Annotated in this window: 10 protein-coding genes and 1 tRNA gene; 5 read left to right on the top strand and 6 right to left on the bottom strand. The window is 63.1% G+C overall.

Annotated elements, in window-relative coordinates:
- The coding region (locus tag DFR51_RS18925) for a hypothetical protein (protein WP_207790669.1) at positions 1 to 194 on the bottom strand (194 nt) is incomplete at its 3' end.
- A 430-nt stretch (positions 195 to 624) separates the two neighbouring features.
- Here DFR51_RS18925 and DFR51_RS03455 point away from each other — a divergent pair.
- A complete protein-coding gene (locus DFR51_RS03455; RefSeq protein ID WP_121047629.1) occupies positions 625 to 1,182 on the top strand; it encodes an NADPH-dependent FMN reductase in 558 nt (185 codons plus the stop codon).
- A 224-nt stretch (positions 1,183 to 1,406) separates the two neighbouring features.
- On the opposite strand, the gene DFR51_RS03450 is transcribed toward DFR51_RS03455, so the two are convergent.
- The 3 genes from DFR51_RS03450 to DFR51_RS03440 all read right to left on the bottom strand — a co-directional run bounded on the left by DFR51_RS03450 (position 1,407) and on the right by DFR51_RS03440 (position 4,649).
- A tRNA-Glu gene (locus DFR51_RS03450) sits at positions 1,407 to 1,481 on the bottom strand.
- A gap of 120 nt (positions 1,482 to 1,601) precedes the next feature.
- Positions 1,602 to 3,269: an MFS transporter gene (locus DFR51_RS03445; protein WP_121047628.1), complete on the bottom strand. Its 1,668-nt coding sequence runs from the start codon at positions 3,267 to 3,269 to the stop codon at positions 1,602 to 1,604.
- 18 nt (positions 3,270 to 3,287) lie between these two features.
- Positions 3,288 to 4,649 (bottom strand): DcaP family trimeric outer membrane transporter, encoded by a 1,362-nt coding sequence (locus DFR51_RS03440; RefSeq protein ID WP_121047627.1) that lies wholly within the window; start codon positions 4,647 to 4,649, stop codon positions 3,288 to 3,290.
- 183 nt (positions 4,650 to 4,832) lie between these two features.
- Between DFR51_RS03440 and acs the strand changes: the two genes are divergently transcribed.
- Complete coding sequence (gene acs / locus DFR51_RS03435; RefSeq protein ID WP_121049693.1) at positions 4,833 to 6,794, top strand: acetate--CoA ligase; 1,962 nt, start codon at positions 4,833 to 4,835, stop codon at positions 6,792 to 6,794.
- Positions 6,795 to 6,800: 6 nt separating this feature from the next.
- Entirely contained in the window at positions 6,801 to 7,427 is a 627-nt protein-coding gene (locus DFR51_RS03430; RefSeq protein ID WP_121047626.1) for a response regulator transcription factor, read from the top strand.
- On the opposite strand, the gene DFR51_RS03425 is transcribed toward DFR51_RS03430, so the two are convergent.
- The gene (locus DFR51_RS03425; protein ID WP_121047625.1) at positions 7,428 to 10,775 is read right to left on the bottom strand and encodes a hybrid sensor histidine kinase/response regulator; all 3,348 of its coding nucleotides are present in this window, start codon (positions 10,773 to 10,775) and stop codon (positions 7,428 to 7,430) included. It abuts the gene before it with no gap.
- 77 nt (positions 10,776 to 10,852) lie between these two features.
- Here DFR51_RS03425 and DFR51_RS03420 point away from each other — a divergent pair, with 77 nt between their 5' ends.
- On the top strand, positions 10,853 to 11,284 hold the full coding sequence (locus DFR51_RS03420; RefSeq protein WP_121047624.1) for a DUF488 domain-containing protein: 432 nt from the start codon (positions 10,853 to 10,855) through the stop codon (positions 11,282 to 11,284).
- An 18-nt stretch (positions 11,285 to 11,302) separates the two neighbouring features.
- Here DFR51_RS03420 and DFR51_RS03415 read toward each other — a convergent pair whose 3' ends face one another.
- A complete protein-coding gene (locus DFR51_RS03415) occupies positions 11,303 to 12,271 on the bottom strand; it encodes a tyrosine-type recombinase/integrase (protein WP_121049690.1) in 969 nt (322 codons plus the stop codon).
- A 165-nt stretch (positions 12,272 to 12,436) separates the two neighbouring features.
- Here DFR51_RS03415 and DFR51_RS03410 point away from each other — a divergent pair, with 165 nt between their 5' ends.
- Positions 12,437 to 13,735 (top strand): EAL domain-containing protein, encoded by a 1,299-nt coding sequence (locus tag DFR51_RS03410; RefSeq protein WP_170151738.1) that lies wholly within the window; start codon positions 12,437 to 12,439, stop codon positions 13,733 to 13,735.
- The last annotated feature ends 56 nt before the right edge of the window (positions 13,736 to 13,791 follow it).

Genomic DNA, 13,791 nt, shown 5'->3' with positions numbered 1-13,791 from the left:
CGGAAGTGTGCGATCATCCGGAAATGCTCTTCGACGCCCTGCTCGCCGAACCCGACATTGATCATCACAACATCGACACCGCTCGACCGATACAGTTCTAGTTGCGGTAAAAAATCCTGGTCGAGCGGACGCAACGGCATACAGCCGTGATTGTCCCATACAAGGCTTGAAGTGATCAGGGCTTTCGCGTTCATTTCTCGATCTACTCGTGGTCTGGCGCCGTCATCAAGCAAGCATAGGCGTCGCTTGCGTTGATGTTCAAGCCACTGCCAACATTAGCCACAGATGGCTCGCATTTCCGCCAACACGCCTTTCGGGTCTCCGATCCGGAACGGAATCGTTCCAAAATAGCCAAATCCTGGCCGAAGCAAGTTCCTGCCTCCAGCGCTGCACGCGCTGCTCGAACGGCGCGGCGCGAAGGTCGGGCTCCTGTGCACCGAGGGTTTTGGGATACGGTCGAGATTGGGCGCGGAGGTCGGCCCGAAATGCTGTTCTTGATACCGGCGAAATCAGATGCGCTGAAGACCACAGCGTAGGTCGGGAGGATGGACCGATCGGCGATGACAAGCGTTTGATCCTGTAGCTGTCTGGTCACCGTCACCGACGCGATTATGGAGATACGGGATGAAGAAGAAATTTCAGGTGGCAGTACTCGTTGGAAGCCTTCGCCAGGATTCGCTCAACCGCAAGATGGCGCGGGCCATGGGGAGGCTCGCTCCGTCATCCCTTGTGCTCGACATCGTCGAGATCGGCGACCTGACACTCTATAACGAGGATGCCGAGGCGAACGCACCCGCGGCGTGGCAACGCTTTCGTTCCGAAGTCGGCGGCAGTGATGCAGTGTTGTTCGTAACCCCGGAGTACAACCGCTCTGTCCCCGGCGCGCTCAAGAACGCGCTTGACGTCGGGTCACGCCCCTATGGCGAATCCGTGTGGAGTGGCAAACCGGCGGCGGTCATGACCGTCTCGCCGGGCGCGATCGGCGGCTTCGGAGCGAACCATCATCTCCGGCAGAGCCTCGTTTTCCTCGACATGCCCGTCCTTCAGCAGCCGGAGGCCTATATCGGTGGTGCGGGCAAGTTGTTTGACGAAGCCGGTGAGATCGGGGTCGAGGGCACACGCGATTTCGTGCAAACCTTCATCGACGCGTTCTCGGCCTGGATCGAACGCTGCAAGGCTTGAGGGCACATTTCCGAGATAGGGGACTCTTAACCTGCGCAGCATCGGACGGCGCTTCAACCCATGATGGTATCGCACTTCCGCGCCCGCGCGACATACCATCAAAAATACCATCAGATTGAGGATAGGTGGCGGCCCAGAGCGGGATAGCCTGAGAACATTATACCAGAATGAACGGTGGAAAGCAGCCACTTAGGTATGTTTTGGAATGCTCTGGGAAGGCTTCGTGGTGACCCTACGGGACTCGAACCCGTGTTTTCGCCGTGAGAGGGCGACGTCCTAGACCGCTAGACGAAGGGGCCACTCGCGGCAGAGCCGCTTGCGAAGGCGCGTGACTTAGGCGTGCGGGTTGCCGGAGTCAAGAAGGCAAGGAAAAGGGCGGCGATGCTGCCATCGCCGCCCAGTTTCATGGGGAGGTACGCTTACTGGTCGATATCGCGACGGAAGGTTTCCGGCAGGAACAGCAAGCCGATCACCAGCGTGATCACCGCCACCACTACAGGGTACCAGAGGCCGTAGTAGATATCGCCCGTCGCTGCGACCATCGCGAAGGCCGTGGTCGGCAGGAAGCCGCCGAACCAGCCGTTACCGATGTGATACGGCAGCGACATCGAGGTGTAGCGGATCCGGCTCGGGAAGAGCTCCACCAGAAGCGCTGCGATCGGGCCGTACACGGCCGTCACGAGCAGCACGAGGAAGAACAGGATTGCAACCACCATCGGCTTGTTGATCTGCTCCGGATCTGCCGCTGCCGGATAACCGGCATTGCTGAGAGCAGCCTTGAGCTGGTCCTGGAAGGCCGTGATTGCCGCGCCCCGTTCCGTACCGGCCACGTCGGCGGGGTTCGGAGCTACGATCGTCGTGCCGCCGATGTGGACTTCGGCAACGGCGCCCGCAGGAGCTTCGACGTTTTCGTAGTTGAGCCCCGCCTTCGCAAGAAAGGCTTTGGCGATGTCGCAGCTCGAGCTGTCGAACTTGTTCTTGCCGACAGGGTCGAACTGGAACGAGCATTCCGCCTTGTTCGCTGTGACGCTGATCGGTGCCGCCGCCTGCGCCGCTGCGAGTGCCGGATTCGCCGCCTTGGTGAGCGCGCCGAATAGCGGGAAGTAGGTCAGCGCCGCGATCAGACAGCCGGTCAGGATGATCGGCTTGCGACCGATCTTGTCCGACAGCCAGCCGAAGAAGATGAAGAACGGCGTGCCGAGTGCAAGCGCTACCGCGATGAGGATGTTGGCGGTCGCGCCGTCCACCTTCAACGTCTTTTCAAGGAAGAAAAGCGCGTAGAACTGGCCCGTGTACCAGACCACCGCCTGTCCCGCGACCGCGCCCATAAGCGCAATGAGCACCCACTTGAGATTGCCCCACTTGCCGAATGCTTCGGTAAGCGGTGCCTTCGACGTCTTCCCCTCGTCCTTCATCTTCTGAAAGACGGGGCTTTCAGAGAGCTGCAGGCGGATCCACATCGAAACCGCAAGCAGGATGATCGAAACGAGGAAAGGAATGCGCCAACCCCAATCGGCGAAGGCTTCCTCGCCCATGAAGGTACGGATGCCGATGACGACGAGCAGCGCGGCGAACAGGCCGAGCGTTGCCGTGGTCTGGATCCAGCTTGTGTAGAGACCGCGCTTGTGGTTCGGCGCGTGCTCCGCAACGTAGGTCGCCGCACCGCCATATTCGCCGCCGAGCGCGAGGCCTTGCAGCAGCCGGAGCGCCACGAGAATGAACGGCGCAGCAACGCCGATCGACGAATAGGATGGCAGCAGGCCGACCGCGAAGGTCGATAGGCCCATGATGCCCATGGTGACGAGGAACGTGTTCTTGCGCCCCACGATGTCGCCGATGCGCCCGAAAACGAGCGCGCCGAAGGGCCTCACCGCGAAGCCCGCCGCGAACGCAGCGAGCGCAAGGATGAAGCCCGTCGTTTCGTTCACACCCGAAAAGAAGTGCGACGAAATGTAGAGCGCCAGAAGGCCGTAAAGATAGAAATCATACCATTCGAACACCGTGCCAAGCGACGACGCGGCAATGACGAGCTTCTCGCTCTGTGTTGCCTTGTGGTGCTTGGGAACATCGTCGTAGGTCGTAGCCATGTCCCTGTTTCCTCTCCCTCAGAAATTGTATTTTGCGGCAAATTCGAGCCTGTTGAGCTGGCCTGCAAGTCCATTCAGCAATTGGCGTTCGCCGTGCCGATATTCGACGCCCAGGTCGAGCGCCTTCACGGGCGACCAGAACAGGTTCCCAGCGAGACTCCACGCCTTGTCGTTTGCCGTCAACGGCGCCGGTGAAGGATAGCTGGCGTTCTGGTAGCCGGCCATGAAGGTGGAGCGCAGCGTTGGCGTCCAGCCCAGCTTCAATGCGGCGAGTGCGGCGAATGTCTTCACTGTTTCAAGCTCGCTTCCCGCCAAGCCATCGTAGACAGCGTCAGGCGCGAAGTTCAGGCCGACGTACCGGCCGATACCGTCGCCGTATGTCGCCATGAAGCGGAGGTCGTGGCGCTTGTCGGGGCCGAACACGATCTTGCCTGCGGCACTGACGCCCCATGCGCCAGCCTTGTCGGACACGGCACCGTTGTCCACCGACAGTTGGCGGAAGAGGCCGGCGAGGGAGAGTTCTCCGAACGGGGCCGTGTAGACCAGGCGTGCCGCGAAGTCTGGAATTCGGTCGTCGTCGTTTTCCGCGAGGGTCGGCGAAGTAGACGAAATCGTCGCTGACTCGGCGTTTTCGGCGGAGACGCTGAGCGCCAGCGCAGGTGTCAACTTCGCCGTGTAGCGCACGAGCGGCTGACGCACGAAGACGGTGCCTTCGGTGGGGCCGACGAAATCCGTGCTTTCCGGAAGCGCGCCGACATACTGGAAGGTCGACCAGTCCTGCCCCACGAGCAGATTGTCGAACTGGACCCAGGCGCGGCGCAGCGCGAGGTTGTAGCCGTTCGTCGTGCGCTCCGACCCCTGCGTGCCGGGCGAGGTCTGAAAATCGGTTTCGAGATAGCCCTTCAACGTGTGGCCGGAAACGTCGGTCGAGAGGTTCAGCCACAGACGCGTCTGCTTCGCGGAGAAATCACTGTCGGTCGACTCGCGCGTACCGCCGACCGGGATCGTCTGCGGCAAGTAGAAATCCCGGCCGAGCGAATTTCCGGCGACGTCGCCGTCGTCCCAGCGGCTGAAGGTGGCGACCGTTTTCAGGAAGCCGCCGATCTTGATGGTCGTACCGCCGACCTTGAAGCCATCGGCGGGCGCTGCCGCTGCCTGAACGGCAGGCGGCGACGCCTTTGCGCGGTTCTCGGCAAGTTCAGTGCGCAACGCGGCATTTTCCGCGCGGGTGGCTTCAAGCTCGCCGGTGAGCGCAGCCATGCGGCTCTCGATCGCGCTCATGCGCGCTTCAAGGTCCGGGCTTTCCGCGTGGGCCGGGCTGGCGATAAGGGCGATCAGGGCAACGCCGGCGCACAGGCCGGGCCGCAAGCGCATGGTCATGGCAATCCTCCCAGTGGCAGCCGATCCCCTGACGGAACCATGCCGACACTGTTCAGCATCGCGCCGGCGAGGGAACGGGAACACCCCGACCATGGTCGAATGCAGCTACGACCATGGTCGAGGATGCGCGCGCGCCCTGCCCTGCCCTATTTTCCGGCCCAAACAGAATGGGAGGAAATCATCATGGCCGGTCTCGCCGTATCCGCCGAAAACGCCGCGCACGTTTATGCGGTGCCCGCCGAATGGCGTGCCCGCGCGATGATCAAGCCCGACACTTACGATACTTTCTATGCCGAAGCGGCGCAGGACCCGGAGGCATTCTGGAAACGCGAGGCGCAGCGTCTCGACTGGATGACGCCGTTCACGAAGGTGAAGAACACGTCGTTCACCGAAGCCGAGTTCGGCATCAAATGGTTCGAGGACGGCGCGCTCAACGTCTCCGCCAATTGCCTGGACCGCCACGTCGCAGAACGCCCCGACGCGATCGCCATCATATGGGAAGGCGACGAACCCGGCGACAGCCGCATCATCAGCTACCGCGACCTTCATGACGAAGTCTGCCGCCTTGCAAATGCGCTGAAAGCAAACGGCATCCGCAAGGGCGACCGCGTGACGATCTATCTGCCGATGATCCCGGAAGCCGCAGCCGCAATGCTCGCCTGCGCACGCATCGGCGCGATCCATTCCGTGGTGTTCGGCGGCTTCTCCCCGGACAGCCTTGCCGGACGCATCACCGACTGCGATTCCCAGCTCGTCATCACCGCCGACGAAGGTCTGCGCGGCGGCAAGCATGTGCCGCTGAAGGCCAATGTCGACAAAGCGCTCACGCACTGCACAAGCGTTGAGAAGGTGATCGTCGTGCGCCGCACGGGCGCGGACATCACGATGAAGGATGGCCGCGACATCTGGTATCATGACGCTGTTGCCGACGCCGCGCCGGAGTGCGCAGCCGAAGCGATGAACGCCGAAGACCCGCTGTTCATCCTCTATACCTCCGGCTCCACCGGAAAGCCCAAGGGCGTGCTGCACACCACCGGCGGCTATCTGGTGTGGGCATCAATGACGCATCAGTACGTGTTCGATTACCGCCCCGGCGAAGTCTTCTGGTGCGCGGCGGATGTGGGCTGGGTGACGGGCCACACCTATGTCGTCTACGGCGCGCTTGCGAACGGCGCCACGACACTGATGTACGAAGGCATCCCGAACTACCCCGACTTCAGCCGCTTCTGGAATGTCATCGACAAGTATCAGGTGGAGATTTTCTACGCCGCACCGACCGCGCTCCGCGCGCTGATGCGCGAAGGCGATGCGTGGGTGGAACGGACCAGCCGCAAATCGCTGCGCCTGCTCGGCACGGTCGGCGAACCCATCAATCCAGAGGCGTGGGAATGGTATCACCGCGTCGTCGGCGAAGGCCGCTGCCCGATCGTCGATACATGGTGGCAGACGGAAACCGGCGGCGCGATGATTTCACCGATGCCCGGTGCAACCGATCTGAAACCCGGGAGCGCGACGAAACCGCTGTTCGGCGTGAAACCCGAACTCGTTGATGCAGAGGGCGTGGTGCTGGAAGGCCCCGCCGAGGGCAATCTTGTCATCACCGACAGCTGGCCGGGACAGGCACGCACGATCTGGGGCGACCACGAGCGCTTCTTCCAGACGTATTTCACGACCTACGCGGGCAAGTATTTCACCGGCGACGGCTGCCGCCGCGACGGCGACGGCTATTACTGGATCACGGGTCGCGTCGACGACGTGATCAACGTGTCCGGGCATCGCATGGGCACCGCCGAGATCGAAAGCGCGCTCGTCGCCCACGCAAAGGTCGCGGAAGCGGCCGTTGTCGGGATGCCCCACGACCTCAAGGGCCAGGGCATCTATGCTTACGTGACCCTGAACGCCAACGAGACCGGTGACGACGCCCTGCGCCGTGAACTCGTGCAATGGGTGCGCCGCGAGATCGGCCCCATCGCGACTCCGGACGCCATCCAGTTCGCTGCTGGCCTCCCCAAGACGCGATCGGGCAAGATCATGCGGCGCATCCTGCGCAAAATTGCCGAAGGCGACGTCTCTAACCTTGGCGACACCTCGACGCTCGCCGATCCTTCGGTGGTTGCGAACCTGGTCGGCAATCGGCAGAATTGAGGCTGCATGGCAGGCGAGAGCATCCTGATCGCGGACGACCATCCCCTGTTCCGACAGGCGCTCTCGCTCGCCGCATCCCGTGTTCGGCCACATGCCCGCATCATCGAAGCGGGAACGCTCGACACGGCTTCGCGCGCGGCGGAGGCGAACGCGGACATCGCGCTCATCCTGCTCGATCTCAACATGCCGGGCGCGACCGGCTATTCGGGCGTGGCGCTGCTCCATGCCGAGCGGCCGGGCGTGCCGATCCTCGTGGTCTCAAGCGCCGAGGCATCGTCCGCAGCGGCGGAAGCGCGGCGCTTCGGCGCCGTGGGTTTCGTCAGCAAGGAAAGCGATCTCGGCACCATCGAAAAGGCCATTGCGAACGCGCTTGCCGGGGAAGCGATTGAAGCCCCTGCGAGCGGCGAACTCGATGATGTCGCAGCGCGCGTCGCGGCGCTGACGCCGACCCAACTCCGCGTCCTTCTGGGTGTCCTCGACGGACGGCTGAACAAGCAGATCGCTTTCGACCTCGGCATCACCGAAGCGACGGTGAAGGCGCACATGACCGTGATCCTGCGCAAGCTCGACGTCGGCAACCGCACGCAGGCGGCGCTTGCGGCGCGCGCGCTCGGTATCGGCATCAAGCACTGATCAGGCGGCGCGCGGTTCTTCCGCCGCGCCCGCAAGCCACCCATCGAGCGTCGTCGCCGCAAGCGGCTTTGCGAGCACGGAAATGCCGAGCGCGGCAGCGCGGCGCGGCGTTTCGGGGCTGCGGTCCGCCGTGACAAGCGCAGCGCGCAGGCCGGGATGGCGGGCGCGCAGGCGGGCGATCAAGTCGATGCCATCCATTTCGTGACCGAGCTGGAAATCGACGAGCGCAACGTCGAACGGGCCTTCCCGGGTTAACGCTGTTTCCGGGCCGTTGGCCGTCGTGACATGATGACCACGACTTGTGCCGAGCACAGTCATCGCCTCGCACACGGCAAGATCGTCATCTACGACGAGCAGGTGAAGCGGCGCCGCATTTGCTGCGGATGCGACCTCGCTGTCGTCGTGTGCCGGCAGCTCAGCTTCGGCGCAATCGAACGTCACGCTGAAACGGCTGCCCTTGCCCTGCACGGATGCGAGCGTGACCGTGGCACCGAGGCGGCGGGCGGCGCGATCGACGATGGCGAGGCCGAGCCCGACGCCCGCCTCGCCGCCGGTGCCGAGACGTTCAAATTCGCGGAAAATCAGGTCCTGCTTGTCTTCGGGGATGCCGGCGCCGGTGTCGACGACATCGATGCGGACCTGCCTGCCCCGCCGCCGGGCGCCGACGATGATACCCCCACGCGCCGTGTAGCGGACGGCGTTCGAGAGGAGGTTCTGGACAATCGAGCGGAGCAGCGTGCGGTCTGTTTCGAGGTTTGCATCGATACCACCGATACGGAGCGTCAGGCCTTTTTCGGCGGCCATCGGGTGGAAGGTCTCGGCGACTTCCAGGAGGAGCGGTTTCAGGGGGAAGGTGGTGATGGTCGGAACAAAGCCGCCTGCGTCCAGCTTCGAGATGTCGAGGAGCGTGCGCAGGAGCTGCTCGGCGGCGTCGATCGACTGGTCGATGCGATCGACGAGGACGCGGCTGCTTCCGCTCACCTCGCGATCGAGCGCGGCGGCGAACAGGCGAGCGGCGTGGAGCGGTTGCAGCAGATCGTGGCTGGCGGCGGCGAGAAAGCGCGTCTTCTCGCGCGTCGCCTGCGCAAGCGCGACATTGGCCTGCGAAAGCTCCGCGGTGCGCTGTTCGACACGGATTTCAAGCTCGGCGCGGGACTTTTCGAGCGCTGTGCGCGCCTCGGCCTCAGCGGTGATATCCGTGAAGCACATCACGTAACCCCCGCGAGGCATCGGCCCGCCGACGGTCTTGATGACGCGCCCGTCCGGCCGCACGCGTTCGAAGCTGTGGCGGTTGCCGCGCAGCATGTGATCGAGGCGGCGCTGCACGTGATCGTCAACCTCACCGGGGCCGCATTCGCCGCGCAGCGCATTGTGGCGAATGAGCTCGGCGACCGGCGCGCCGACCCGCACCATGCCGGGGGGATAATCGAAGAGATCGAGATAGCGGCTGTTCCACGCCACGAGATTGAGATCGCTATCGACCACGCTGACACCCGGATCGATATGTTCGAGCGTGGCGGCGAGCAGATCTTTCGAGAATTGCAGGCTGCCGCTGCTTTCATCGAGCATCAAGGCAACGTCGCTCGCCGTAAACGTCGCCCCGGAAAGCGCGGACGCGACAAGCGAGCGCGCGGACGGGGCGCCGACCACGCCTGCGATCATGCGCTCAGCCATCTGCGCTGTCCCGCGCCCGACCGGGACGCCTGCGGGCGCATCACCGAATGCAGCCGCCGTGCGCTCGGCGCCCACGAAGCGCTCGACGAGGCGGGCGAGACCCGCCAGATCGGACACGCGCGCAACGCCGTCTCCATCGCCGAAATCAAACGAGACGCGCGCCGAGCGAATACGCCGCGCCGCCACGACCGCATGGACGGCGATATTGAGCCCAAGGCTCCAGAGCGTTCCATGAACGAGCGGGCTGAGCCCATCGATGCCGAGCAGGGCGTTGGGGTCGGCAAGCGTACCGGCGAGCGGTGCGACTCCGTCCGCACCGACAACGGCGGGGATGAAAAGCGTGTAGGCCCATAGTACGAGACCGGTGGAAAGCCCCGCCTTCGCCGCCGTCGCGTCGCGCCCCGCGCGGCTGACGGCGAGCACGAGGCTGGGCGCGAACTGCGCCATCGCCGCAAATGCGATCAGCCCGATCGCGGCAAGTCGCTCTCCAGCCGGAATGATCTGCGTGTACGCAAGCGCGCCCGCCATCACCGAAACGATGACCACACGCCGGATCGTGAGCATCACACGGCCAAGATTCGCCTCGTTCGCCCAGCGCGGACTGCGCAGCAGAAGCGGTGCGATGAGATCGTTCGAAACCATCGTCGAGAGCGCAACGGATTCGACGATCGCCATGCCTGTCGCCGCGGAGAAGCCGCCGATGAACACGAGGATCGCAAGCGCATCCGCGCCTGCCGCGAGCGGCATTTCGAGCACGAGCAGATCGGCGCTGGCGCCCCCTGGGACGAGCGCCGTCGCGGCGAGCGCGATCGGGATGACGACGACCGATGTGATGACGAGATAGCCCACGAACGGAAGACGCGAACGGCCGATATCCTGAACGGAGGCCGCCTCGATCACCCCGATGTAGAACTGGCGCGGCAGGCAGACGATCGCTGTCATCGACAGCAAAGTGATGACGAAGAAATCGATGCCGATGCCGGCGGGCGCGAATTTTTCACCCAGGGCTTCAATCCCCGCCCCGCGCACCGGCGCATCAAGGCCCATGAACACCACCGCCGCGAACACGCCCGCCGCAACGAGCGCGGTGAGCGTCACGAGCGATTCAACGCCGACGGCGAAGAGCACGCCGTCGTTGCGCCCCGCCGCTTCATAGCGCCGCGTGCCGAACAGCATCGCAAACAGCGCGAGCATCGCAGCGGTGAGCCCCATGACGAGCCCCGGATTGCTGCTGCCCGTGAACTCGGCGAAGCTGGTGCCGACCGAGCGCAACTGCAGCGCGAGATAGGGGATCGTGCCGAGGAGCGCGAGCAGCGTGACGAGCGCAGCCACCGTTCGGCTCTTGCCGAAGCGTGAACCGATGAAATCCGCGATCGAGGTCGCGCCTTCCCGCTGAACAGTGGCCACCAGCCGCTCGAGAAAGCGCCAGCCGAACAGATAGACGAGGATCGGCCCCAGATAGATCGGCAGATACAGCCAGCCATCCGCCACCGCGCTGCCGACCGCGCCATAGAACGTCCAGCTCGTGCAATAGACGGCAAGCGCCAGCGTGTAGGCCGGAATCCGGTAGCGCGGCTTCAGCCAGCGGCCGCGCCGGTTTTCCGCCCAATAGGCGAGCGCGAACAACGCGGACACGTAGACCGCGGCGATCGCGAACAGAACCAGCCCGTCCATGTGGGCGAAGCCTCCCCGTAATTGAGCGGAATTTGAGAGGATTCACAGGGCAATGCAAGCAATGCTATGAAGCGCCCATGCGCATCTTCACGATCGGCTACGAAGGAACGACGCAGGACGCCTTCATCGCGGCGTTGCGCGAGGCCGGCATCAAGATCGTCGTCGACGTTCGCGCCGTGCCGCTGTCGCGGCGGCCGGGCTTTTCGAAAAACGTGCTCGCCGCCGGCCTTCGCGAAGCCGGGATCGATTATGTGGGGCTGAAAGCGCTCGGCACGCCGCCCGCGGGCCGGGAGGCGGCGCGGAAGGGCGACCACGACCGGCTCGCCGCCGTCTACGAAGGCCAGCTGCGTGAACCCGAGGCGATTGTTCAGGCAGAACAGCTTATCGACATTGCCGGCGAAAAACCGACCGCCCTGCTCTGCTTCGAACGCGACCCGGCCTGCTGCCACCGCACGCTTCTGATCGGCGCCGTCATGCCCGATGCGGACGTGACGCATCTGTTCGCGTGATGCGCGGCGCCCCACTTCCTATCCGGACCCAACCCTCCGCCCCGAATGCTGATCTGCGACAATTGTACGATTGCATAATTTCAGGTCGGACGGCACTGGGTCCGCAATCAGGCCGAATGGCCGAAAAACCGCCGTCCGGGACAATAACGACCGGAGACGAGAAACCTCACGGGAAGCAAGGTAAGTCCATGAAAAACAGTGAAAATTCGCGTTACAAAATAACCAATATCGTAACAGATGGCAATAAATTAAACGCGCCGCTGATCTGAGCGTCCACGGCGGCGGCTCCGCTGCATCTGTCCGCGCGCCTGTCGCGCGCCTTTCATCTGATACATTTTTCACAGAATCCTTGGATTCAAGCCATTCATCGGACTCGGTTTTATTTTCGCGGCGCGCCCTTTCGGCACCCGGCACCGCACCAGCCCCGCCTTTCCCATCGAGCCACATGCGCGCCGCGATCTGCCGCTCCTCCGGTCCCGACGCGCTCGCATAGATCGCCGTCGTCTTCATGTCGGCATGGCCGAGCCAGCGCTGCACAAGATTGAGCGGAACACCCGACTGGATGGCCCGAACACCGAAACCATGGCGTAGCCCACGCGGCGTCGCATAGTCCCCAGTAAGACCAGCCTCGACCATAACCTCGCAAACACGACGATACGCAGTCATGCGCGACCACGTCCAAAGATCGGATTCAGAACTTGACTTGCTGTTTATCCACTTTTTCATGAACCTCAGAAACTCTTCAGATAGAGGAACCTCACGATAAACCGATTTACCTCGCTTCTTCAGGCACTTTATAATTAGTGTTCCCGACTGGAAATCTATGCTTTGCGAGTTAACAGACAACGCTTCGGATATACGACAACCGGTTTCCGCCAACATCCAACAAAACGCATAAACATCTTTATTCTTTTGTTTCGCCAATCTAACAAAATCCATAGTTTCGGATTCCGTAAGATACTTTCTCTTCCCATTAGTATTATACATATTCCAGGACATTTTTGTTTTACCGTTACATTGTTTTTGTGGATTTTCTTCTTCCGATGGAGAGTATTCCTTCCTGATACTCGGGCGTCCAGCCGCCTCTGATACCGTTTTGGTTATTTCGTCTCAGACCAACGCGAACAGGACTTGGCGGAGCGCATGGCGGACATGGCGGCAAAATTCACGACAATCGCAGCGGAATCCGCGCACCTGGACGACTCCGTGGCCAGCGTTTTCCACTGCGCCCCGATCCTCATCGCGCTTCGAATCGACAATATCCGGTCGATCGCGAAAGCCTATGGCGAGGCCGCTGCACTCGCAGCGCAGCAGCATCTTGAAGCCGCCGTGGCCGGACTTGCGACGATGCACGTTACCGATCGCGCGCTCGGCCGGCTGGACGCGGCGCTCGTGGTGCCCGGCAACCCCCAGCACTTCACCCAGCAGTTGCGTAGCGTACTTGCCCGTTCGCCGATCCGGCATCTGGACAATTCCATTTACCTGACCCTGTCCAGTGCCTGGTCGGCGGCGTCATTCTCGAGCGGGGCAGACATAAGCCCCGCCGGGTTTGCCGCGCTTCACGACGCCCTCGGCGCCCCGTCCCCCGCGTGCAAGGATGCCGCGCACTATCGCCGCGACATGGCGACTGCCGCGCAGGTATTCTCGGCCGTGGCGGAGGGGCGCCTGTTTCCCGCGTGGCAGGCGGTGAGCGGCGAAGACGACATCCTCTATCACGAATGCCTGCTGCGTCTCGTCGGCGACGAAACGCCCGCTGTGAGCGATGCCATCGCCGCGCTGGAACATACCGGCCTCGTGCGCGCCTTCGACCAGATCATGGTGTCGGTGGTGATCGACGAACTGGAAGCCGATCCCGCCGTTCGGCTCGGCGTCAATATTTCCGCCGCGAGCGCGCTTCTCGATTCCTGGTGGGACGACTCGCTCGCGCGGTTGCGATCGAACCCTGCCGCTGCGCGCCGACTGATCGTCGAAATCACCGAGACGGCGGCATTCCCATCCATTTCCAGTGCCGCACGCTTCACATCCGCGCTGCGGGAACTTGGCTGCCGGATCGCGATCGACGATTTCGGCATGGGCTTCAGCTCCGTGCGGAGCGTCCTCGCCCTGTCGCCCGACTATGTGAAGGTCGACGCCTTCTTTTTGCACCGCGCGAGCCAATCGGCACGCTGCCGCAGTACGCTTGCGCACATGATCGGACTTGCCGGCACGATAGCCGCCGGAGTCATCGTGGAAGGCGTGGAAACGGAGTCCGACAGCCGCCTCGTCGCCTCGCTCGGCGCCGATTGGCAGCAGGGACACCACATCCACTTCCCCTCCACGCTGCGCCCGTGGATCGCGCGCCGCAATGCGCCTGCTGCGGCGAGCGGATTTGCATCCACAATGACTGCATCTGATGCGGCAGCATTTCTCCCCGCAAATTCGCCGTATCGATCAATCGGATTTTCAGGATGACCGACGCGCGATCATTGCGGACGCGGTCTGAGGTTCCGGAACGGTTCCATCCCCGG

Origin of the sequence: Sphingosinicella microcystinivorans, assembly GCF_003634215.1 — a bacterium.
GTDB lineage: Bacteria > Pseudomonadota > Alphaproteobacteria > Sphingomonadales > Sphingomonadaceae > Sphingosinicella > Sphingosinicella microcystinivorans.
The sequence above is the reverse complement of the archived record's forward strand: the minus strand, read 5'-3'. Positions and strand labels throughout refer to the sequence as shown.

Coding starts and splice junctions, on each gene's coding strand:
- DFR51_RS03455 (WP_121047629.1), top strand. CDS start 625: ATGAAGAAGAAATTTCAGGTGGCAGTACTCGTTGGAAGCCTTCGCCAG.
- DFR51_RS03445 (WP_121047628.1), bottom strand. CDS start 3,269: ATGGCTACGACCTACGACGATGTTCCCAAGCACCACAAGGCAACACAG.
- DFR51_RS03440 (WP_121047627.1), bottom strand. CDS start 4,649: ATGACCATGCGCTTGCGGCCCGGCCTGTGCGCCGGCGTTGCCCTGATC.
- acs (WP_121049693.1), top strand. CDS start 4,833: ATGGCCGGTCTCGCCGTATCCGCCGAAAACGCCGCGCACGTTTATGCG.
- DFR51_RS03430 (WP_121047626.1), top strand. CDS start 6,801: ATGGCAGGCGAGAGCATCCTGATCGCGGACGACCATCCCCTGTTCCGA.
- DFR51_RS03425 (WP_121047625.1), bottom strand. CDS start 10,775: ATGGACGGGCTGGTTCTGTTCGCGATCGCCGCGGTCTACGTGTCCGCG.
- DFR51_RS03420 (WP_121047624.1), top strand. CDS start 10,853: ATGCGCATCTTCACGATCGGCTACGAAGGAACGACGCAGGACGCCTTC.
- DFR51_RS03415 (WP_121049690.1), bottom strand. CDS start 12,271: ATGTATAATACTAATGGGAAGAGAAAGTATCTTACGGAATCCGAAACT.
- DFR51_RS03410 (WP_170151738.1), top strand. CDS start 12,437: ATGGCGGCAAAATTCACGACAATCGCAGCGGAATCCGCGCACCTGGAC.